Here is a 20492-nt window from a genome sequence, read left to right on the forward strand (position 1 = left end):
ACCATTTGGCGCCATTGCCTTGATCAAATTGTGTGGCCTTCGTTGGCCATTCGTATTCTATTCATAGGAAATAATGCAGGTGCCGTGCCACACTGGAGCATGAGTGGAGAAAGTCAGGTATTTCAATGAGTTGCGAGCCTGTCTGTGCTTTCGGCGGGCCAATGCAGTGCCGAGTGTTGTGTGAGATAAGCACCAGTTCAGGGCGTTTAGGCACCGTGCCTGTGCAGTCGAGGGTTGGTGGAAGGTGGGTGGCCCTCTGGCCGAACTTTCGCGCAGAGGGCTGCGCTCCTACGTTGGGCACGGGATATTTAACGATTCTGCGGCGCGGCGATACAGGTCGGTACGGTACACGTCGGCAACCAGTGTTGGTGGTAAGTCCAAGGCCGCTGCACTCAGCTCTTGCAGTTGCTGGGTTATCCAATGGCCGTGTGCAGGCCATGGCACCGTGGCATCGTGCTGAAAAAAATGTTTGTGCGTGGCGGGCAGTGCGGTGCCTTGAGGGGCAGACATTTGCTGAACAGCCGCTTGCAGGACGTCGCGGTCTAAGCCGAGGTAGTCGGGCTGGCAGAGCATGCCGCTGATGTCGTTGCGATTTTCGGGGCGGTCGAGCCACTGGCAAGCGCGTATCAGGGCGCGTATCAGTTGGTGGTGCATCTCCTCATGCGCTGTGGCCCACTGTTGCGTAACACCGAATACTTTTTCCGGTGCGTTCGGCCAGATATCATGGCCCGTCAGCAGGATGTCTCCGAGCCCCTTGCGTTGTGCTATCGCATTGTACGGCTCGCCGACACAGAAGCCGTCGATATCGCCTTGCTCTAATGCCGAGACCATCATCGGCGGAGGTACGACGACGATGTTAAGGTCTTGCTCCGGATTTACTCCGCCCGATTTCAGCCACGTACGGAGTAAGAAATGATGCATGGAATGGGGGTGCACAATGGCCAGCGTCAGTGGGCGCGCCCGCGTGGCGCTGTCTCGCGTCAGCGCGCTGAGTCGTTGCGCCCACTCGGCGGGTGTGGTCGGCTGAGGGAGCGCGCTGCTCTGCTGGGTTAAGTCCGATGATAAGGCTTTGCTGACCGTCATGGCATTGCCATTCAACCCCAAACTGAGAGCGGTCAGCATCGGCTTACGCACGGAGCCCAGACCCAGTGTGCTGGCAAAGGGGATGGGGGCGAGCATGTGCGCGCCATCTAAAATGCCAAAAGCCACCTTGTCACGAATGGTCGCCCAGGATGACTCGCGTACGAGGCTGACGTTCAGGCCTTCTGCTTTGTAGAGGCCCAGTTCTTGCGCGACTATTAATGGCGCGGCGTCGAGAAGTGGCATAAAGCCTAGCTTCAGTGGGGATTCCGTAGATGACATGTGCTTACTCCTACAATATCTCGAAGACGGAAATGACGTTGCGGGCTACGTCGGCCAGGCGGACACTGCGGTCCATGGCCATTTTGCGCAGCGCGTCGTAGGCTTGGCGTTCATCCACTTGGCGATGCTTCATGATCAAGCCTTTGGCTTTCTCAATGATTTTGCGATCCGCCAATTCGTTGCGGGCAATATCGAGTTCTTGGCGGAGTGCTTGGAATTCGCGAAAGCGTGCGACAGCCACGGCAAGTGTTGATTTAATGCGCTCGGGGCGCATGCCATTCGCCACGTAGGCACTGACACCAGAACGAATGGCCTGCTCAATAAAGCTGGAGTCATCTTGGTCGGAGTACATGACCACGGGGCGAGGGTTGTGCACGGACAACTGAGACATCTGTTCCAGCACGTCACGGTCGGGCGCGTCGACGTCGATGATGATCATGTCGGGCTGCCAGTGAGCAACGGTATCATTGAGGCTGGTGTGGCAGTCGATGCGCTTGACGGTATGGTGACCGGCGTCTGCGAGCGCTTGTTCTAAGATGGCAGCTCGGCCAGGCTCGTTGTCCACAAGTAGTACGCGCAGTGGGGTGTCTGACATCGCGGGCTCACAAAAAGGGTGTAGGTGCTCTTTTGTGAAGTTGCAATTTCAGTGCCTGCTTTTAGGGCAGTACGGGTGAGTTTTCCATGATAAAAGCCCTGCAATGAGGCGTTAAGGATTTTTTTCGGTATCACTTTGGTGCGTGAAGGTCGTAGGAGGCCAGCCCTCTGGCCGAAGCTCTGCACGGGATACTGTTACTATGGCAAATTTTTCTATGCGGGTATGAATACCCGCCCTTCATGGTAGCTTTCTGCGGGTTAGGCTTCGTCGAAACCCTTCACCTCGCCACGCGGTCGGTCTAGCCCTTGCAACTGAATGCGTATGGCGTAACCCGAGATAACAATCTCAAACAGGCTGATAAACAGTGAAATCAGTAAGGCGACCAAGCTGCCACCAAAACAGTAGATGGCCGCAGGATCGAACTCCAGCAGATTGAGCAGCATGCTGACGGTGCACAAAATAAAAGCAATGGCACCCCATGCCTGCATTGCACGAATTAGACGCACACGGGTGCGCAGATGCTCGATTTGCAAGCGCATAAACCGACTGGGTGTCTGTTGGTGTTGTTGATACAGGTTGCGGATCAACTGCGAGATCACAATGAACCGATTGGTGTACGCCAACATCAACAGAGAAATTGCAGGAAACAGTAAAGCGGGAGTGGTTAGACTAAATTCCATGTGTTTGCGCCGCGTCTCTTAATAACCATTGATATACTAACGTCAAATGACCTTAACAACGAGACAGAATATGCTGAGTAAATTGTTTGAGTGGTTTAAAGCAGAAACCGAATCCCCCTCCAGCGCCCCCCGTGTAGACTTGGCCGCGGCTGTGTTGATGGTGGAAGTGACCATGGCGGATCACCGGATTGAGCCAGAAGAGGATGCCATGTTGCGTAAGCTTTTTCGTGAGTCACTGAACTTGTCAGAAGCCGATGTTGAAAAGCTGATGGTGGAAGCGTTAGCTGAGCAAGAGCAAACTCTGGACCTTTATCAATACACACGTGTTATCAATGACTCTTTTGGGGCCATCGAGAAATTTGAGTTGATGGTGGATTTTTGGTTGCTAGGATTCGCCGATGGACATGTGGATCGATATGAAGACTATATGGTGCGGAAGGTGGCCGATCTGCTCTACGTGCCGCACAGTGACTTTATGATGGCGAAGCAGGAAGCTCGTACGCGGCTTGGTCTGTGAGGCTGGCCGGTGGGGCGGGTATTTATACCCGCGCCGTCAATTGGCGGGTGCAAGCACCCGCCCTACGTGGCCTTACAGGGTCGAAGAGTGCTGTGTGCTCCGCTGAAAAATATTTATGTTGACCGTGTGATCAACTTTTGGGAGTCTTTACCTAAATAATGATCATCCCAACGTTATTGGCTCTTGAGGTGTTATGAAACAGAAACCTGCCATTGTGAAGCAGCTGACTGGCCCGTTGGACGTGGCACGAGCCGCTATGCAACAGGCCTATGTGCCGTATTCTAATTTTTCCGTCGGTGCAGTCGTGGTCAGTACCTCAGGACGAATGTACTCCGGCTGTAATGTGGAGAATGCAGCTTACCCAGAGGGTACCTGTGCAGAAGCCGGAGCAATAGCGGCCATGGTGTTGGCTGGAGAACGTGATATTGCAGAAATCTATGTCATGGGCGAGGGCGATGAAATGGTGACCCCCTGTGGTGGCTGTCGTCAGAAAATTCGTGAGTTTGCTGCACCGCACACACCCATTCACATCTGCAACACTGAGGCCATTCGCGCCACTCTGACGTTGGATGACTTATTACCGCATTCATTTGGCCCCGGGCATCTGGAAAGCCGCTAAAATAGATTAGGAATAACAATGAAAATTAAGGTGAAGCTATGAAAGCGTATCATCGTGCTGCCGCGTATTTGCGAGATCGACTGGACGGGCGCGTGCCGCGCATCGGTATTACTCTGGGCAGTGGTCTGGGTGCGTTGGCGGATGACATTCAAGACGCCATTGTCGTGCCTTACGCCGACATCCCCGGCTTTCCGGTGTCTACCGTACATGGTCACAAAGGCCAACTGGTGTTTGGCCAGCTGGGCGGGCAATTTGTGGCCTGTATGCAGGGGCGGTTTCACCTCTATGAAGGCCATGAGCCAGCAGCGTTGCAAATCCCTATTCGCGCTTTGCGCCTGATCGGCTGTGAGTTGTTGGTGTTGACCAATGCCGCAGGCAGTATCCATGAAGCCATGGGGCCTGGCAGTCTGATGTTGATTGACGACCATATCAATTTTTCTGGCGTTAACCCGTTGGTCGGTGGCAACGATGAAGAGATTGGGCCACGTTTCCCTGATTTGACCGAAGCGTACAGTAAGCATCAAGGCGTGGTGATGCAAACCGCGGCCGGTGAACTGGGTATAGAATTGTTCAGCGGTACCTATCTATGGACCATTGGGCCAAGCTTCGAAACACCGGCTGAAATTCGTCTGTATCGCCAATGGGGCGCTGACGCCGTAGGCATGAGCACGGTGCCTGAAACCATCATCGCGCGCCACTGCGGTATGGAAGTGGTGGCGGTGTCGTCGATCACCAATCTGTGCGCCGGCATGACCGGGAATGTACTCAGCCACGAAGAAACCCTGCGAGAAGGGGCGAAAGCCGCTGAGAAAATGAGCCGACTGATCGTCCGTTGGCTGGAGGCGCAATAAGATGACTCAGGATGCCGTGACTATGAATATGCGCCAGGCTGCAGCCCGAAAAGCATTGAGCCTGCTGGATCTGACCAGCTTGAACGATAACGATACGGAAGAAAGCATCGCTAAGTTGTGTGCACAAACTGTACATAAAGACGCCCAAGGTCATGAGCTGTCGGTGGCGGCCATCTGCATTTACCCGCGCTTTATACCCTTTGCGCGTGCCGAATTGCGCCGTTTAGGTCGTTCGCAGGTGCGTATTGCCACCGTGAGCAACTTCCCACACGGCCGTGCCGACCTCAGCGCAGCGGTCGCTGAAACCGCTGCATGTGTGGCCTACGGGACCGATGAAGTGGATGTGGTGTTTCCTTATCAGGCGTTTCTGGAGGGCAATACGCAGATTGGGCACGACATCGTTGCCGCCTGCAAAGCGGAATGTGGCACACGGGTGAAATTGAAGGTGATACTGGAAACCGGTGAGTTGAAAGACAGCATCAAGATCATGCAGGCCAGTGAAATCGCCATGGCGGCCGGAGCGGATTTCATCAAGACATCAACCGGTAAGGTGCCGGTCAATGCCACGCCCGAGGCGGCGCAGGTGATGTTGCAAGCCATTGCCAGCCAACCTCGTGGCGTGGGTTTTAAGCCAGCGGGTGGCGTTAAGGTATTGGACGATGCCTTGGTGTATATGAATTTGGTAGAAGAAATTGTGGGGTCAGAGCGCCTTATTCCGGAGTATTTCCGCTTTGGTACCAGCTCACTGCTGAGCGCTCTATTGGATGAATTGAACCTTTCGACCGACCAGGTCACCTCAGGAGCGTACTGAATGTTGCCGCAGGAAATTATTCGCGCTAAGCGTGATGGTAAGGCGTTATCAAAACAGCAAATAGATTTTTTTGTACGTGGTATTACGTCCGGCACCGTGACCGAAGGGCAAATCGCTGCGTTTGCCATGGCTGTCTTCTTTAATGGTATGAACATGGACGAGCGTGTGGCGCTCACCCAAGCAATGCAGCATTCCGGTTCGGTACTGCAATGGGATGATCTTAAACTGCCTGGCCCGGTGGTGGATAAGCATTCGACGGGTGGCGTAGGCGACATGGTGAGCTTGATGCTCGGTCCCATGGTAGCTGCTTGTGGTGGGTATGTGCCCATGATCTCCGGGCGTGGCCTTGGACATACTGGAGGCACGTTGGATAAGTTCGAGAGCATTCCTGGTTATAATTGTGCGCCTACGTTGAGCACGTTGCGCCGTGTAGTAAAGGATGTTGGTGTGGCGATCATCGGTCAGACCGGCGATTTGGCGCCCGCGGACAAACGTTTCTACGCCACGCGTGATGTCACCGCGACGGTCGAGTCGATCCCATTGATTACCGCGTCAATATTGGCGAAAAAGCTGGCCGCGGGTCTGCAAGCATTGTCGATGGACGTAAAGTGCGGCAACGGCGCCTTTATGGCGGATCTTGCGCAGGCCACAGAGTTGGCTGAAAGTATTGTGACCGTTGCCAACGAAGCGGGTGTGCGCACCTCAGCCCTGATTACCGACATGAATCAGGTGCTGGGTTCGACGGCAGGTAATGCGGTGGAAATGTTGGAAGCGGTGGACTATCTGACGGGTAAGCACCGTAACGAGCGTTTGCACGAAGTGACCATGGGCCTGTGTGCACAAATGCTGATGTTGAGCGGACTTGCCGACAATGAGCAAAGTGCTCAGCAAGCGCTAAATAACGCCTTGGACAGTGGAGCGGCAGCTGAGAAATTCGCAGAAATGGTCGCGGGTTTGGGCGGACCAACCGATTTCATTGAACAACCGACGAAATATTTACCCAAAGCGCCGGTCGTGGTACCTGTATTCGCGCGCGAGGCAGGCGTAGTATCGACTATGCAAACGCGTGATGTAGGTTTGGTGGTGGTGAGCCTGGGCGGTGGCCGCACGCGTGCGGAAGATCGCATAGACCATTCTGTCGGTTTGAGTGCGTTGGTGAAGCTGGGAGACACCGTTGATGCGGGTCGCCCGTTAGCCATGATCCATGCGCGTACAGAGGCGGAAGCGGAAGAAGCGAAAGAGTTGTTATTGAACAGCGTGACTGTGAGTACGCAAACCGGGCCCAGTAACCCGGTCATTTATCGTTGTATTGAAGCGACCTAACAACGTCGTAACTGAGAGGTGTTTTCATGGGGCGTGCAATCATTCTGATGATGGACTCCTTCGGTGTTGGCCACACGGCAGACGCCGAAAAGTTTGGTGATGTAGGAGCCAATACTCTGGGTAGCATAGCGCGCGTGTGTGCCGCTGGCGACGCCGATGTCGGCCGCTCCGGTGTGTTAAATATTCCTAATCTAGAGCGCAAAGGCCTTGGCTTGTTGGCGGAAGACAGCGCCGGGCAGCGTCCGGCTGGTTTGAACTACAATGGCCCAGTCGACGCTCTCTACGGTTATGCACGTGAACTGAGCAGCGGGAAAGACACGCCCAGTGGACACTGGGAAATGGCCGGTGTGCCCGTGCTGTTTGATTGGGATTACTTTACCGCGCCGGAAAAAAGCTTTCCTGAAGACTTCATTAATGAGCTGATCAAGCGTACGGGTATTCCCGGTGTGCTGGGTGAGTGCCATGCCTCCGGTACAGAAATACTGGTGAAACTGGGCGAAGAGCATATTCGTACCGGGAAACCCATCGTTTATACCTCGGCCGACAGTGTGTTCCAGATCGCTGCGCACGAAGAGCATTTTGGGCTACAGCGCTTGTTGGATGTTTGTCAGGCGGCACGCGAGCTGTTGGACGAGCGTTATATGAATGTCGGTCGCGTGATTGCGCGGCCGTTTTTAGGTGACACGCCTGAGACGTTCAAGCGCACGGGCAATCGACGTGATTTGGCGGTTATGCCGCCCGCAAAAACCGTCTTAAGGCTGTTGCAGGAAGAGGGTGGAGAAGTCATATCCATCGGCAAAATCGCCGATATTTACGCTCACGATGGCATCACTCAGGCCATTAAAGCGACCGGCAATGAAGCGCTGTTTGAAGCGACGTTGGAGGCGGTGCGCACGGCGCCGGATCGCTCGATCATTTTCCCGAACTTCGTCGATTTCGATAGCTACTACGGACACCGTCGCGATGTGGTTGGTTATGCAGCCGCGCTCGAACAATTCGATGCGATGTTGCCGCGTTTAGAAGCGGAATTAAAACCCGGTGATCGGGTGTTTATCACCGCCGATCATGGGTGTGACCCGACGTGGCCGGGCAGTGATCACACGCGCGAGCACGTCCCGGTGATCTGCTTTGGCCCCGGCTTAGAAGGCGGGAACATTGGTGAACGTCTGACTTTCGCGGATATTGGGCAGAGCATTGCGCGGCATTTGGATCTTGCGCCCTTGGCGTACGGTGATTCGTTTTTGTAGCCCGGGAGGGTGTGTCGTTCGAATGTGTAAGATTCGTGCAGAGGGCTGCGCTCCTACGGCCCAAAACCACCAATCCCGTAGGGCGGATGCTGTTCTGTACTTAGCACACACCCGCAGTCAGGCGCCGAAACCTTCACGCGTAAAATTACGATTTCCCTGCTGCGTCACCAACACATTGTCTTCAATGCGGATGCCGCCGTACGGCAAAAGCTGCTCAATCAGCGCCAGATTGCACCCATGCTGCTCGATGGTATCCGTCATTTGCTTCAACAGCATCGGAATAAAGTACAACCCAGGCTCAATGGTGATCACCATGCCTACGTCCAGCGTGCGTGTCAGACGGAGAAAGGGTGCTTCAGCGGTTGGTTTTTGCAGCGTGCCGGTAGCGTCTATCTGGTGACCGCCTGAGTCATGCACTTGCAAGCCCAGCAAATGACCTAAACCATGCGGGAAGAAGACCTGAGGAATGCGCTTTGCCATTTGCTCGTCGACCGACAGCGAACATAACTTGTGGCGCTGCAGAATATCCGCCACACCACGCAGCGTTTCGGTATGCAAGTCAGGAAACGCCATGCCCGGAATGGCTTTGCTGGTTATATCCAGTTGCAGAGTGTTGACGTCAGCAAGTAAGTCCGCGAACAACCCTTGGTCGCGGGTGTAGGTACGCGTAATGTCACTGGCATAACCGTTGGCTTGGGCACCGGCGTCGATCAGCAGGGTGCGGTTGTTTTCCGCTTGCCGAACTTGCTTGTTTTCATAGTGCAAAATGGCCGCCGACTCGTTTAGGCCAACGATGCCCGGATAAGGCTCGTCGATTTCACGTTGGCCGCTCGCCATCAGATAAGCGCGATAGATATCGAGTTCGGATTCACCCGCCAAGAACGCCTGTTCGGCGGCGCGGTGACCTTGAACAGCGCGCTCTGTGGCTTCGACCATCCAGTTGATCTCGTAGTCCGTCTTGTAGGCACGGTCGTACTCGAGCGCGCGCTTAAGACCCGTAGGATTGACGGTGATCGCGATATCTATGTCGCTCAGAGCTGGATGTTCTGCGCCTATCCAAGCCACATGGCCGCTGCTCAATCCTGGTAACCAATCTTTCAGTTGGGTAGCGCCCTCAATGCGCCAATGGCGTGTCCATTCACCCTGGGGCTCTGTGGGTGTGATGTGCCAGAAGTCTTGCTTCGCGGGCCAGATCAGACGTGGTTTTTCTGTCGCACTGATGACCAAGAACGTATCTGGTGCAGGGCGGTAAGGCAGCCACTGTTGCACAAAGGGGTAGGGGTGATATGGATGGGCGTGGTCGTCTTCGAAATAATAGGTTTGGCTGCCGGAGCTGAGCACTAGGGTATCAAAGCCGGTGGCAGCCAGTGCCGTTTGGTAGCGTTTGGTCAGTGTGGCGAGGTGCTCAGCGTAGTATTGCATCGAAACGTATCCCAGTCAGTTGTGATCGCTCTAAAGACACCCGGCGCATAGTAGCCGGGTGCGTGGTCGAGCCCTATTAGCGACGTAACGACTTCAGTTCGTTGGCGATCAAGAACGCCAGCTCCAACGCTTGGTCGGCATTTAACCGAGGATCACAATGCGTGTGGTAGCGGTCTGCGAGATCGCTTTCGGTGATGTCGAAAGCACCGCCGGTACATTCTGTCACGTTCCGGCCCGTCATTTCAAAGTGTACCCCTCCGGCGTAGGTGCCTTCGGCGTGGTGTATCTGGAAGAATTGCTTTACTTCTGACAGGACATCTTCGGCACGGCGAGTCTTGTAGCCATTGCTGGCCTTGATGGTATTGCCGTGCATGGGGTCGGATGACCAGACGACGTTGAAGCCTTCTTTTTGCACCAGGCGCAGTAGGCGAGGGAAGTGCTCGGCGATTTGGCTGGCGCCCATGCGCACGATGAGGTTCAGGCGGCCGGGGTCGTTTTTCGGATTCAGTATCTGCACCAGTTTGATCAAGTCTTCGTCACTGGTGGTAGGGCCGACTTTCAAGCCGATTGGGTTGTGAATGCCACGAGCGAATTCTACATGGGCACCGTCGGGCTGACGCGTGCGGTCGCCGATCCACAGCATGTGTGCTGAGGTGTCGTACCAGTTGCCGGTCAGTGAGTCTTGCCGTGTGAAGGCTTCTTCGTAAGGCAGCAATAGGCTTTCGTGCGAGGTATAAAAGGATGTCTCGCGGATCTGCGGTGTGTTGTCGGGGCTGATACCACAGGCACTCATGAACGATAGGGTGTCGTCGATGCGGTTGGCAAGCGATTGGTAGCGTTCGGAGTTCGGTGTTTTGTCGACAAAGCCGAGGTTCCATTGGTGCACTTGGTGCAAGTCGGCGAGGCCGCCTTGGGCGAAGGCGCGCAGTAGGTTGACGGTGGCGACCGACTGTTCGTACGCTTTGTACATGCGTTCTGGGTCGGGGGTGCGTTCTTCGGCGTTGAAGCCGATGCCGTTGATGATGTCACCACGGTAGCTGGGTAAGCTGACGCCGTCGATGGTTTCCATGTCGCCGGAGCGTGGCTTGGCGAACTGTCCACCCATGCGGCCGATTTTGACGACTTTCTTTTGGCCACCAAAGGTGAGTACAACGGCCATTTGCAGCAGTACTTTGAAGGTGTCGCGAATGTTGTCGGCGCGAAATTCTTGGAAGCTTTCGGCGCAGTCGCCGCCTTGCAGTAGGAAGGCTTTGCCTTGTGCTACTTCAGACAGGTCGGCACGCAGTTGGCGGGCTTCGCCAGCAAATACCATGGGTGGGCGGGTGCGCAGGCGTTCTTCCACGGCTGCCAGTGCAGCGGCATCCGGGTACGTCGGCATCTGCTTAACCGGTTTCTCTCTCCAGCTACTCGGGGTCCAACTGGTCATTCTTGCTCCTTGATTTGAATGCGGTTTTTTCGTCCGCTTTACAGGTGATTCGTGATGAATTCTTTTGGTCCTTCTGGGGGTGCCTCTACGGGGACGCCGTGAACGCATCCATGCGGGCTCGGATGCGACCATCCAGGTCGCATACGCCCCTTTAGAGGCACCCCCAGAAGGACCAAAAGAATTAACCACTCAATTACAGTTAATCATCAAGTCTAAGCACCGATTGCGAAAGTACCTAGTGGTGCAGTTACAGACTGTATTAAATTGAGGGCTTCAGGTCAGTTGTCAGAGGGCCTAGGGGCTAGTGGTGGGCGTTTGCGGACAGGACGTCCGCAACGAGCCCCCATGGACGGGTTTACGGCGTCCCAACACTAGCCCCTAGGCCCTCTGAGCAACATGACCGGTATTTCATCGTACAGCTATGACTGTACATCAAGAGCTTTCTATAGCAATTGGTTAAGCAAACTCATCGGGTGCGGCAACGCGGTGTTTGAGAGCCGCTTGCTCTGCGTGCGACAGGAGTAACCTGACGCCACGAGTCGGTTTGCTTTTGCTGGGTCTTCCACATGACGACGCCATGACTGATCGTAAATAGACTCGCTGTTTTGCCGGTTGCGTGTCTCGTGCCCATAGGTACCTGCCATGCCGCAGCAACCCGTGCTGAGGATTTCAAGGCGATAGCCTTGCGAGGCGAAGACCTGCTGCCATTGTTTGATGCTTGGGGCAGCATTGGTGCTTTCGGTGCAATGCGCCATAAGGTAGTAGGGTTCGTCGGATTTTAGTAGACCTGCCACGGGCAAGCGCTGGGCTAAAAACTCCTGAATCAATAGTACTTCTGGCACCTCATCCTTACCCAGTAATTTGCGGTATTCTGACCGGAAGGTCAATGCCATGCTGGGGTCGACACCGATAAAAGGTACATCAAAAGCGGATAAGCCTTTTAGCCATTGTGTATGGTTCTTCGCGGCGCGCGCAAACGCGTTGTGAAAGCCATGCACATGCAGTGGTTTGCCATTGGGCTGGAATGGCATGACAAGAGGGTGAAAGCCGAGCTTCTGCAAGGCTGAAAGGACATCAAGAACGGTGTCGGTATCGAAGAAGGTCGTGAAGGCATCTTGGACCAATATCACAGCTTTGTCTTTTTCTTCGGCGCTCAGGCTGGACAGGGTGGGGGCATTGGCCCACTGGATGTCGCGCTTGGTCATTTCACGACGCAAATTGGTGTTGCTCAACAGTGGGCTATCAACCATACCTGCGACGTTCTTCAACAGCCATTTCACTGGCGCTGAGTTCATGGGTACGTTGTACAGACTGCGCACCGGCGCAAAGTAGGGTATGACGTACTCTAAACTACCAATGAAATAGTCTTTAAGGGGGCGCAAATAGCGACTGTAGTAAATCTCGAGAAAGCGCGAGCGGAACTCGGGTACATCCACCTTGATCGGGCATTGGCCGGTACAGGATTTACAGGCCAAACAGCCCGCGAAGCTGTCATGAATTTCCTGGTTGAAGTCGACCTCACCGCGCCGCCGGTTGAATGTGTCGGCCAAGGTGCGCATGGCCTTGCCGGGCAGACTCAATAGGGTGTTCTGACGGCGGGCAGCTTCGGTCAGGTCGGTGGTTTTTATGCCACGTTCGGCCAACTGACGTTGCCATTCGCGCACCAGTGAGGCGCGACCTTTTGGCGTTTGACGGCGGTCACGTGTGGCTTTCCACGACGGGCACATGAAGTCGTCGGGATTCCAGTTATGGCAAGCGCCGTTGCCGTTGCAGTAGTTGGCATCGGAGAACTGATCCCACACTTGCACGGGGATGGTGCGGTCTAGGTCGCCACGGGTGGTGACTTCGTCGATTTTTAATAACGCAATGTCGTCGTTGGCGGTAGCGATTTTCCCGGGGTTGAACTGGTTGCGTGGGTCAAAGGCGTGTTTGACCTGCTGCAATACCGGATAGAGGTCGCCAAAGAATTCCGGCGAAAACTCGGAGCGCACGCCTTTGCCATGCTCACCCCACAGTAGGCCATTGTATTTGCGCACCAGCGCGACCACTTGCTCGGTAATGATCCGAACCTGTTGCGCTTGTTCGGGGTCTTTCATATCGATCATGGGGCGAACGTGCAGCACGCCGCAGTCAACATGACCGAACATGCCGTATTTCAAGTTGTTGCCATCCAATACTGCGCGGAATTCCATGATGAAGTCGGCCAGATTTTCCGGTGGCACGGCGGTGTCTTCGACAAAGGGGATAGGGCGCGCTTCACCACTGGCATTACCCAGCAAGCCAACGGACTTTTTGCGCATACCCCAGATCTTGTTTACGGACTCGGTGCCACGTGCGATGGTATAGCCGATGGGCATACCTGGCTGACCTTGCACACTGTTAAGGTGCGCGGCCATCCCGTTGATCTTGTTGTTCAGTTCTTCTTCGCTGTCGGCGGTGTATTCGACCAGGTTTATACCTTGAATATCGCCCACGGTGTCCGGAAAAAATTCTTTTACGCTGTGCCAAACGATGTCGCCTTTAGCGAGGTTCAGCACTACATCATCGACGGTTTCGATCGAGGTGGGCTTCTGCGACATCAGAGACTGGGCGTCGCGCAGGGAGCTTTCAAAGCTGTCGTAAAACACGTTCACCAGTGCTGACGTTTTAGGTACGACGAGCAAGTTCAACTTGGCTTCGGTGATAAACCCAAGGGTACCCTCTGAACCGCAGAGAATGTTGTTCAGGTTAAAGCGGCCTTCGTCGTCTCGAATGTGTGCGAGGTCGTAACCGGTCAGGCAGCGATTCAGCGGCGGGAACTTAGCCTTGATGGCGGTTTCATGCTGATCCCAAATCTCTTTGACGACACGATGTATGGTGCCGGAACGACGGTCACTTGCGCAGTAGGTTTCCAAGTCAACATCCGACATGGCTTGGCTGTGCAGCAGGCTACCATCGCCCAGCACGGTTGTTAGTTCCAGTACGTGGTCCCGTGTTTTACCGTAAGCAACCGAGCCTTGGCCACTGGCGTCGGTGTTGATCATGCCGCCAATGGTGGCACGGTTACTGGTGGACAGCTCAGGCGCGAAGAACAAACCGTGCGGCTTCAACGCTGCGTTCAGTTGGTCCTTTACCACGCCCGTTTGAACCCGTACCCAACGTTCTTCGGCGTTAATTTCCAGAATCTGATTCATGTGTCGTGACAGATCAACCACGATGCCATCGGTGAGCGACTGGCCGTTAGTACCCGTGCCGCCGCCGCGCGCACTTAGGACAATGTTTTCGAAGGGCGTGGTGTTGGCGATGCGGGTCAGAATCTGAAGGTCTTCGGCGCTGCGCGGAAACACCACCGCCTGTGGCAGAACTTGATAAATGGAGTTGTCGGTCGACAGTACCGTACGCATGGCGTAGTCCGGTGCCAGCTCGCCGCTGAAACCGGCCGCTTTTACGGCGTGCAGGTAGGATTGGTATTCCTGTTGAACAGGATTGAGTTCCGACAGCTTGGGTAACATTACTTCTGGCCACTCGAACTAGATTTGAAGGGCAAGTAGTTTAGCGAAGTTGCTCCGCAACGCCCAGAGGGAACAGCTAAAAACACCCTTTCCACAATCGCGGTGTCGCTGTTTTGAAAGAACGGCAAAGGGCGGAGCGAAGCCGCCCGCTCCAGAAGCTGAAAGCTACCGTGACTCAGACAATGCGCGCAGTACGTCGGAACGACGAATTTCGCCGACTAATTTGCCATTGTCGATGACCGGATAAATTTTCGGCTTGGGTTGAATCATCATTTGGGCCAACTCAACAATGCTCATATCAGGCGCCACACTGATAATGGTCTGACTCATTACATCACGCACCAATGCTGAATCTGATTGGTGATAGCGCCCCTCTAGCATTTGTCTTAAACAGTCCTGCTCGGATAAAAAACCAACGGGATGGTGCAGAGCATCAACGACCACACAGCCCGGCAATCCGGCCTTAAGCAGTTGATGTACGGCTTCTGAAACCGTACTGTTTTCGCGCACGGTTTTGTGCGTGGTGATCATGTACTGTGCAACGGTTTTGGCTTCTACGGTCATGCGTGGCACTCCTTGTGTCATTTCTTCTGAGTGTGGTCTCAGTATAGACCCAAAATGGCCCTTATGAGCAAACCATCATCGACCAAAAAACGCGTAAATAACCCGCTACGCCAAGCGCTCCTGCAAGCGCGCTACGACATCGGCCAGCGGCCAGTCTTCCTTGTCGCTCGCGCGGCGGAACTTATATTCCACCTGACCAGCTTCCAAACCGCGATCACTGATCACCACACGGTGCGGAATACCGATGAGTTCCATATCGGCAAACTTCACGCCGGGGCTCGTCTTCTTGTCTCGGTCATCCAATAACACTTCAATGCCAAGATCACTCAGCTCTTTGTACAGACGCTCAGCGGTTTCCATTACGGCAGGCGACTTGTGTGCATTCAACGGCACAATACCCACGTGGAAGGGCGCGATGCTGTCGGGCCAGATGATGCCGTTCTCGTCGTGATTTTGTTCAATGGCAGCGGCGACGACTCGAGTCACACCGATACCATAGCAACCCATCAGCATGGTTTGATCTTTGCCGTTTTCATCCAATACACGCGCTTTCATGGCTGCGGAGTATTTGTCCTGCAGCTTGAAAATATGGCCGACTTCAATGCCGCGACGAATTTCCAGCACACCTTTGCCGTCTGGGCTTGGGTCGCCAGCCACTACGTTACGCAAATCAGCGACGGGCGGCAGAGGTAAGTCACGATCCCAGTTAATGTTGAAATAGTGCATGCCGTCTTCATTTGCACCGGCTGAAAAGTCGCTGCACAGCGCTACACTGCGGTCAATAATTACCGGCAAGTCGAGGCCCACAGGGCCCAGAGATCCGGGGCCTGCACCGAAGGCCGCACGGATTTCTTCTTCCGTTGCGAAGGTCAGTGGCACAGCTACCTCAGGTAATTTTTCTGCTTTGATTTCGTTCAGCTCATGGTCACCACGTACCAATAAGGCTACGAGGTCTTCACCCACTTCGTCGGAGGCCTTAACCACCAGTGTTTTAACCGTTTTCTCGATCGGCATGCCGTAGTCATTAACGAGGTCGGCAATGGTGCGGGCATTGGGTGTTGGACGTTTCTCCATCTCTGCAGAAGGTGCCGCGCGCTCACCCAAGGCTACGGCTTCGGCCATTTCGATGTTGGCGGCGTATGAGCCCTCGGTGCTGAACGCGATGTCATCTTCGCCGGAATCGGCCAAAACGTGAAATTCCTGGCTGCCAGAACCACCAATAGACCCAGAATCTGCCTGTACGGCGCGGTAGTCTAAACCCAGGCGATCAAAGATGCGGCAATAGGTGTTGTGCATATTCTGGTATTCGGCTTCTAGGCTGTCTTCACCAAGATGGAAAGAATAGGCATCCTTCATGATGAATTCCCGCGAGCGCATGACGCCGAATCGAGGGCGAATTTCATCGCGCACCTTGGTTTGAATCTGATAAAAGCTCACCGGCAGTTGCTTGTAGCTGGTCAGTTCGTTGCGCGCTAAATCGGTGATCACTTCTTCGTGCGTCGGCCCAAGGACAAATTCGCGGCCGTGGCGGTCATTGATCCGCAACAGCTCAGGGCCATAATCCTGCCAGCGACCGGATTCTCTCCAGAGGTCGGCATCCTGAACCACGGGCATGACCACTTCCATCGAACCCGAGCGATCCATTTCCTCCCGGACGATGCGTTCTACTTTTCTGAGCACGCGTAAACCGGTTGGTAGCCAGTTGTATAAGCCGGAAGCCAGTTTACGGATCATGCCGGCACGCAGCATAAGCTGATGGCTGATAACGACGGTGTCGGTGGGTGTTTCTTTTACTGTGGCTGTGAGATAGCGGCTGGAGCGCATGGAAAAATGTCCTTTCCGAAAAGCTGTGTTAGAAGTCTAAGTCAGGCATTGTACGTTAGGTCTAGAGGGTGTGACTAGAACCACCCGTTAGCTTATTGCTGGTTTTCTGGCACGTTATTCGCTTTGCAGCTCTAAAGCGATGCGTGAACCGCACATTGGGGAGGGTTGCGAAGAGACAAAGACATTAGTATGCACTATGATGGTGCGTTGCTTTCAAATTTGCGTCACTAGTGCGCGCGTATTTATAACGTTAGCGACATTTGAAAAGCTTTTACGAATAAAAACTTTAACCGAGCTGAAGAAAAGTCTAGTTTTCTCAGTAAGGCTGAATGAACTCAGAATAACTACTAACAAGGGTTAGCCTCATGCAGTTTTTTGCTAAACACCAATATTCGCGTCCTTTAGGGTCAGAAAGTGTCATGGTGTCTCCTGCGCGTCGTTATGCCCTCAGTGAGTGGTTCGACGAATAGCATCATCAGCATGCCCCAGTTTCGGTTGTATCGAGAGGGCGTTTGGTGGTGTAACTGTCGAAAGCTCTTTCGATACGAGTCGGAAAATTAAAAATGCGATCAAGTGATCGAACAAAAAAAGAAACGAGGAACAACATGAAAACATTAATGAAAACCGTTGCCGGTACTTTGGCTTTGGGTCTGGCTTTGACCGCTAGCGCTCAAGAACGCAGCGTACGTATCGCCATTGATACGCCTTATGAGCCATTCGGCTGGCAGTTGCCTGACGGCTCGCTGACTGGTTTCGAAGTGGAACTGGGTAACGCCGTCTGCGCAGAAATGAACCTGAGCTGCGAGTGGGTTATTCAGGCATGGGATGGCATCATTCCAGGTCTGTTGTCTCGTCGTTATGACGTGATCTTCTCTTCAATGAGCATCACAGAAGAGCGTGCCCGCAGCGTGTTGTTCTCTGAGCCTTACTACACGACGCCCAGCGCTTGGTTTGCTGCTGAAGGTACAAGCATCAACCCTGCTGACCAGTCTACCTTGCAAGGTCAGCGTGTAGGTGTTCAGCGTGGGACGATTCAAGACAACTACGTCACTGAGTTGTTCGGAAACGTTGTTCAAGTTCGTCGTTATGCAACCGCTGATGATTTGGTAGCTGACCTGCGTGGCGGCCGTATCGACGCTATCTTCTTGGATTTCCCAGTGGGCGAAGAAACCATCCTGAACCACGAAGGCTATGCTGCAGTGGGTGAGCGTGTAACGTCTCCGGCGTCAATCTTCGGTAACGGTGTTGGCGCAGCGTTCCGTCGCAACGACACTGAGTTGGCTAACATCTTCAATGAAGGCCTGCGTCGTGTGAAAGAAAACGGCACATACACGGAAATCCGTGAAAAGTACTTCGACTACGACATCATGCTTTAATTTATCAGCTATAATGTAGTTGATTTGTTACAGCAAACGGATGTTTGTAAACGGAAAAGGCCCTGAATAGGGCCTTTTTTATGGCCATGGATGGCCGGTATGCCAGCAACGCACGACGGCATGGAAGCCGGAGGTAGTGCAATGCAGGAGCAATTGCCGAGGAGCAGTTGTTGGTAGTTATGATAAGCGTCACCTCGGTTTAGAATTGCAGTGTTTCTGTGGTTTTTTATGAGCGATAGTGGTTTTTGAAGTGCAGGAAATAATTCACGCACGCATCAAGTGGCATTAAGTTTTAGTGTGAGCTGTCGATAGCGTCACTAATGTGGGAGGAAATTGCATGAATTTGTCTGTAGTCCAGCGGATAGTCTTAGGCTTTGCCGTTCTGGTGGCAATCAACTTAGTGAACGCTATGTATGCTTGGCGTGGTCAGGTGGCAGTAAAAGAACAGTTCAACACCATTGATCAGCGCATAGTGCCCTTGCGGCAAGCATTGAATGACCAAATTGAAAGTCTGCTGCTGTTAAATCGAGTAGTGACTCAGTTTGTTGCAGCGGATTCGCAAGAAGAGCTGGATCGTTTGTTTGGTACGTTCGATGGGCAAATCGTGGCATGGGAAACGTCGGTGCAGGATGTTGCAGATACTGGCCTGACCAGAAATCTCGATACCTCAGTTTATGATCAAGCAGTGCAAGACGTACGTGCTTCTGTAGAAATTGCTTCCTTTCAGTTCCCGGCCCGAATTACTTTTATTGCAAATGATCGCGCCCTGCGCGATTTGTTGAGCGAGTTCACAGATACCTGGTCGCGCTTTGACAGCGACTTGGAGTCGATGGAATTTCTTTTGCGTGACAACGACCTGATTGGATTCTTTGTTCCCTATGTACGCCGTTTGGGTTCGGAAATGGACACCTCGGTGTCTCGCCTATTGACCTTGGAGACCATTCAACAAGTCAATTTTGAATCCTTGCAGCAAGACAGCCGTGTTGATGAAATTCTGGGTATGCTGGAAGCCATTGGTGAAGAAGAAGAGCGCGTGCGTGGCGATTTACAGGTTTATATTGAAGCCTTGCAACGTTTGGTCAATGAGGATTCAGGGGCATACGCACTGCAGACTCAATTAATACAGGCCAACATAGACCGCCGTGAAGATTTGGCAGAAATGGAAGAGTATGTCGACAATGCATTGATGGGTTATCGGGCGCTCGTGCGTGACGTTCAAGCTGCCAACAATCGTGCCAGTGCCGAAGCATTGAGTACTCAAGAAACCGTCCAGCGCGTTATGTGGATACTGACGGTGATTGCATTATTGATTGCCGTGGTCGTGGCATTCGGTGTGTCACGCGTCATTCGTCTGCCGTTAAATACGATTTTGGCCGCGCTGGATCGCCTGCAGGCGGGTTCGCTGGAAGATCCCCGCTTTGGTAAGATACGTCAGGATGAATTTGGGCGTATTCAAACCAGCATGATTAGCGTCGTTCGGAATTTGCGGACCATTGTCACGCAGATCAGAGAGGGCAGTGAGTCGGTTGATCAGTCTGTGCGCCAAGTGGTTGCAAACAGTCGCACAACGCGTGACCTGGTCTCTGAGCAACAAGGTAAGACGGACCAGATGGCGACGGAAGTGACTGAGATGGAGGCTGCGATTGCCGAAGTGGCGCGGTCGGCTCAAACGTCCTTGGAAGAGGTTTCGTCGGTTAATCAGCGCGCAATAGAGAACCAGCAGAAGATGGATACGGCCGTTCAGGCGATCGGCGTATTGAAAGACTCTCTGGTAGAGTCGTCTGAAGTCATTAACTCATTGAGTTCTGAAAGTGAGCAGATTCGTGAAATCGTCACCGTGATCCAGGGTATTGCTGAGCAAACCAACCTGTTGGCACTGAACGCGGCGATTGAAGCGGCGCGCGCAGGTGAACAGGGCAGAGGCTTCGCGGTGGTGGCGGACGAAGTAAGAACACTTGCCCAGCGCACGCGCAGCTCCACAGAAGACATTGATAACATGGTGCAGCGTTTACGTGAAAAAGCATCGGCCGCCGTCGATCACATGACCAGTAACGACGCTAAGGCGGATGAGGTAGTTCTGCAAGCGCAAACTACGGCCGCTTCGTTGCAGGAAATGTTGGCGGGACTGTCCAATATTGATCAGATGGCGCATCAGATCGCAACGGCTGCGGAAGAGCAAAGCATGGTGGCGAAGTCAGTCAGCGAGCACGTGGTAGAAATTGCAGAGTCCGCGAGTCAGGTATCGGAAAATGTCTCGAACAACTCACGGTCTTTCGAGGAAGTAGCAAAAACTGCCGACGGCCTGCAAGCGAGTGTTTCGCACTTCCAGACCGACGATTGATCAGTAACTTTTTACGCCGCAAGGGCCGGTGCAGTAGTTTTTT

16 protein-coding genes are annotated in these 20492 nt (G+C 53.7%); 8 read left to right on the plus strand and 8 right to left on the minus strand.

The features are described 5' to 3' along the window. Nucleotides 1–288: 288 nt before the first annotated feature. The 3 genes from NFC81_RS06760 to NFC81_RS06770 all read right to left on the minus strand — a co-directional run bounded on the left by NFC81_RS06760 (nucleotide 289) and on the right by NFC81_RS06770 (nucleotide 2637). Complete coding sequence (locus NFC81_RS06760; RefSeq protein WP_304996767.1) at nucleotides 289–1362, minus strand: CmpA/NrtA family ABC transporter substrate-binding protein; 1074 nt, start codon at nucleotides 1360–1362, stop codon at nucleotides 289–291. 10 nt (nucleotides 1363–1372) lie between these two features. Then, nucleotides 1373–1957, minus strand: a complete 585-nt coding sequence (locus tag NFC81_RS06765; protein WP_304996768.1) for an ANTAR domain-containing protein — start codon at nucleotides 1955–1957, stop codon at nucleotides 1373–1375. A 257-nt stretch (nucleotides 1958–2214) separates the two neighbouring features. After that, nucleotides 2215–2637 carry a DUF2721 domain-containing protein gene (locus tag NFC81_RS06770; RefSeq protein ID WP_304996769.1) on the minus strand — a complete coding sequence of 141 codons (423 nt, stop codon included), beginning with the start codon at nucleotides 2635–2637 and terminating at the stop codon, nucleotides 2215–2217. A 70-nt stretch (nucleotides 2638–2707) separates the two neighbouring features. Here NFC81_RS06770 and NFC81_RS06775 point away from each other — a divergent pair, with 70 nt between their 5' ends. From NFC81_RS06775 to NFC81_RS06800, 6 genes are all read left to right on the plus strand, one after another. Continuing rightward, the gene (locus NFC81_RS06775; RefSeq protein ID WP_304996770.1) at nucleotides 2708–3154 is read left to right on the plus strand and encodes a TerB family tellurite resistance protein; all 447 of its coding nucleotides are present in this window, start codon (nucleotides 2708–2710) and stop codon (nucleotides 3152–3154) included. Between the two features lie 193 nt (nucleotides 3155–3347). Then, a complete protein-coding gene (cdd, locus tag NFC81_RS06780; RefSeq protein WP_304996771.1) occupies nucleotides 3348–3773 on the plus strand; it encodes a cytidine deaminase in 426 nt (141 codons plus the stop codon). A gap of 38 nt (nucleotides 3774–3811) precedes the next feature. Then, nucleotides 3812–4624 (plus strand): purine-nucleoside phosphorylase, encoded by an 813-nt coding sequence (locus tag NFC81_RS06785; RefSeq protein ID WP_304996772.1) that lies wholly within the window; start codon nucleotides 3812–3814, stop codon nucleotides 4622–4624. 1 nt (nucleotide 4625) lies between these two features. Beyond that, the gene (gene deoC / locus NFC81_RS06790; protein ID WP_304996773.1) at nucleotides 4626–5435 is read left to right on the plus strand and encodes a deoxyribose-phosphate aldolase; all 810 of its coding nucleotides are present in this window, start codon (nucleotides 4626–4628) and stop codon (nucleotides 5433–5435) included. Beyond that, complete coding sequence (gene deoA / locus NFC81_RS06795; RefSeq protein WP_304996774.1) at nucleotides 5436–6758, plus strand: thymidine phosphorylase; 1323 nt, start codon at nucleotides 5436–5438, stop codon at nucleotides 6756–6758. 26 nt (nucleotides 6759–6784) lie between these two features. Beyond that, on the plus strand, nucleotides 6785–8005 hold the full coding sequence (locus NFC81_RS06800; RefSeq protein ID WP_304996775.1) for a phosphopentomutase: 1221 nt from the start codon (nucleotides 6785–6787) through the stop codon (nucleotides 8003–8005). 117 nt (nucleotides 8006–8122) lie between these two features. On the opposite strand, the gene pepQ is transcribed toward NFC81_RS06800, so the two are convergent. The 5 genes from pepQ to NFC81_RS06825 form a co-directional block, all read right to left on the minus strand. Continuing rightward, entirely contained in the window at nucleotides 8123–9427 is a 1305-nt protein-coding gene (pepQ, locus tag NFC81_RS06805; RefSeq protein WP_304996776.1) for a Xaa-Pro dipeptidase, read from the minus strand. 76 nt (nucleotides 9428–9503) lie between these two features. After that, nucleotides 9504–10853 carry a class II 3-deoxy-7-phosphoheptulonate synthase gene (locus NFC81_RS06810; RefSeq protein WP_304996777.1) on the minus strand — a complete coding sequence of 450 codons (1350 nt, stop codon included), beginning with the start codon at nucleotides 10851–10853 and terminating at the stop codon, nucleotides 9504–9506. Between the two features lie 443 nt (nucleotides 10854–11296). Continuing rightward, nucleotides 11297–14344 carry an FAD-binding and (Fe-S)-binding domain-containing protein gene (locus NFC81_RS06815; RefSeq protein WP_304996778.1) on the minus strand — a complete coding sequence of 1016 codons (3048 nt, stop codon included), beginning with the start codon at nucleotides 14342–14344 and terminating at the stop codon, nucleotides 11297–11299. A 165-nt stretch (nucleotides 14345–14509) separates the two neighbouring features. Then, a complete protein-coding gene (locus NFC81_RS06820; protein WP_304996779.1) occupies nucleotides 14510–14908 on the minus strand; it encodes a CBS domain-containing protein in 399 nt (132 codons plus the stop codon). A 105-nt stretch (nucleotides 14909–15013) separates the two neighbouring features. After that, the gene (locus NFC81_RS06825) at nucleotides 15014–16732 is read right to left on the minus strand and encodes a proline--tRNA ligase (RefSeq protein ID WP_304996780.1); all 1719 of its coding nucleotides are present in this window, start codon (nucleotides 16730–16732) and stop codon (nucleotides 15014–15016) included. Between the two features lie 605 nt (nucleotides 16733–17337). Between NFC81_RS06825 and NFC81_RS06830 the strand changes: the two genes are divergently transcribed. Together NFC81_RS06830 and NFC81_RS06835 are read left to right on the plus strand one after the other, a co-directional pair. Then, the gene (locus NFC81_RS06830) at nucleotides 17338–18108 is read left to right on the plus strand and encodes a transporter substrate-binding domain-containing protein (RefSeq protein ID WP_304996781.1); all 771 of its coding nucleotides are present in this window, start codon (nucleotides 17338–17340) and stop codon (nucleotides 18106–18108) included. A gap of 337 nt (nucleotides 18109–18445) precedes the next feature. Beyond that, on the plus strand, nucleotides 18446–20449 hold the full coding sequence (locus NFC81_RS06835; protein ID WP_304996782.1) for a methyl-accepting chemotaxis protein: 2004 nt from the start codon (nucleotides 18446–18448) through the stop codon (nucleotides 20447–20449). Nucleotides 20450–20492 lie beyond the last annotated feature (43 nt).

It is taken from the genome of Salinispirillum sp. LH 10-3-1 (genome assembly GCF_030643825.1).
Classification (GTDB): domain Bacteria; phylum Pseudomonadota; class Gammaproteobacteria; order Pseudomonadales; family Natronospirillaceae; genus Salinispirillum.

What these genes read in the sequence shown, in the direction of transcription:
- NFC81_RS06760 (WP_304996767.1), bottom strand. Translation starts at nt 1,362, where the DNA reads ATGTCATCTACGGAATCCCCACTGAAGCTAGGCTTTATGCCACTTCTC.
- NFC81_RS06765 (WP_304996768.1), bottom strand. Translation starts at nt 1,957, where the DNA reads ATGTCAGACACCCCACTGCGCGTACTACTTGTGGACAACGAGCCTGGC.
- NFC81_RS06770 (WP_304996769.1), bottom strand. Translation starts at nt 2,637, where the DNA reads ATGGAATTTAGTCTAACCACTCCCGCTTTACTGTTTCCTGCAATTTCT.
- NFC81_RS06775 (WP_304996770.1), top strand. Translation starts at nt 2,708, where the DNA reads ATGCTGAGTAAATTGTTTGAGTGGTTTAAAGCAGAAACCGAATCCCCC.
- cdd (WP_304996771.1), top strand. Translation starts at nt 3,348, where the DNA reads ATGAAACAGAAACCTGCCATTGTGAAGCAGCTGACTGGCCCGTTGGAC.
- NFC81_RS06785 (WP_304996772.1), top strand. Translation starts at nt 3,812, where the DNA reads ATGAAAGCGTATCATCGTGCTGCCGCGTATTTGCGAGATCGACTGGAC.
- deoC (WP_304996773.1), top strand. Translation starts at nt 4,626, where the DNA reads ATGACTCAGGATGCCGTGACTATGAATATGCGCCAGGCTGCAGCCCGA.
- deoA (WP_304996774.1), top strand. Translation starts at nt 5,436, where the DNA reads ATGTTGCCGCAGGAAATTATTCGCGCTAAGCGTGATGGTAAGGCGTTA.
- NFC81_RS06800 (WP_304996775.1), top strand. Translation starts at nt 6,785, where the DNA reads ATGGGGCGTGCAATCATTCTGATGATGGACTCCTTCGGTGTTGGCCAC.
- pepQ (WP_304996776.1), bottom strand. Translation starts at nt 9,427, where the DNA reads ATGCAATACTACGCTGAGCACCTCGCCACACTGACCAAACGCTACCAA.
- NFC81_RS06810 (WP_304996777.1), bottom strand. Translation starts at nt 10,853, where the DNA reads ATGACCAGTTGGACCCCGAGTAGCTGGAGAGAGAAACCGGTTAAGCAG.
- NFC81_RS06815 (WP_304996778.1), bottom strand. Translation starts at nt 14,344, where the DNA reads ATGTTACCCAAGCTGTCGGAACTCAATCCTGTTCAACAGGAATACCAA.
- NFC81_RS06820 (WP_304996779.1), bottom strand. Translation starts at nt 14,908, where the DNA reads ATGACCGTAGAAGCCAAAACCGTTGCACAGTACATGATCACCACGCAC.
- NFC81_RS06825 (WP_304996780.1), bottom strand. Translation starts at nt 16,732, where the DNA reads ATGCGCTCCAGCCGCTATCTCACAGCCACAGTAAAAGAAACACCCACC.
- NFC81_RS06830 (WP_304996781.1), top strand. Translation starts at nt 17,338, where the DNA reads ATGAAAACATTAATGAAAACCGTTGCCGGTACTTTGGCTTTGGGTCTG.
- NFC81_RS06835 (WP_304996782.1), top strand. Translation starts at nt 18,446, where the DNA reads ATGAATTTGTCTGTAGTCCAGCGGATAGTCTTAGGCTTTGCCGTTCTG.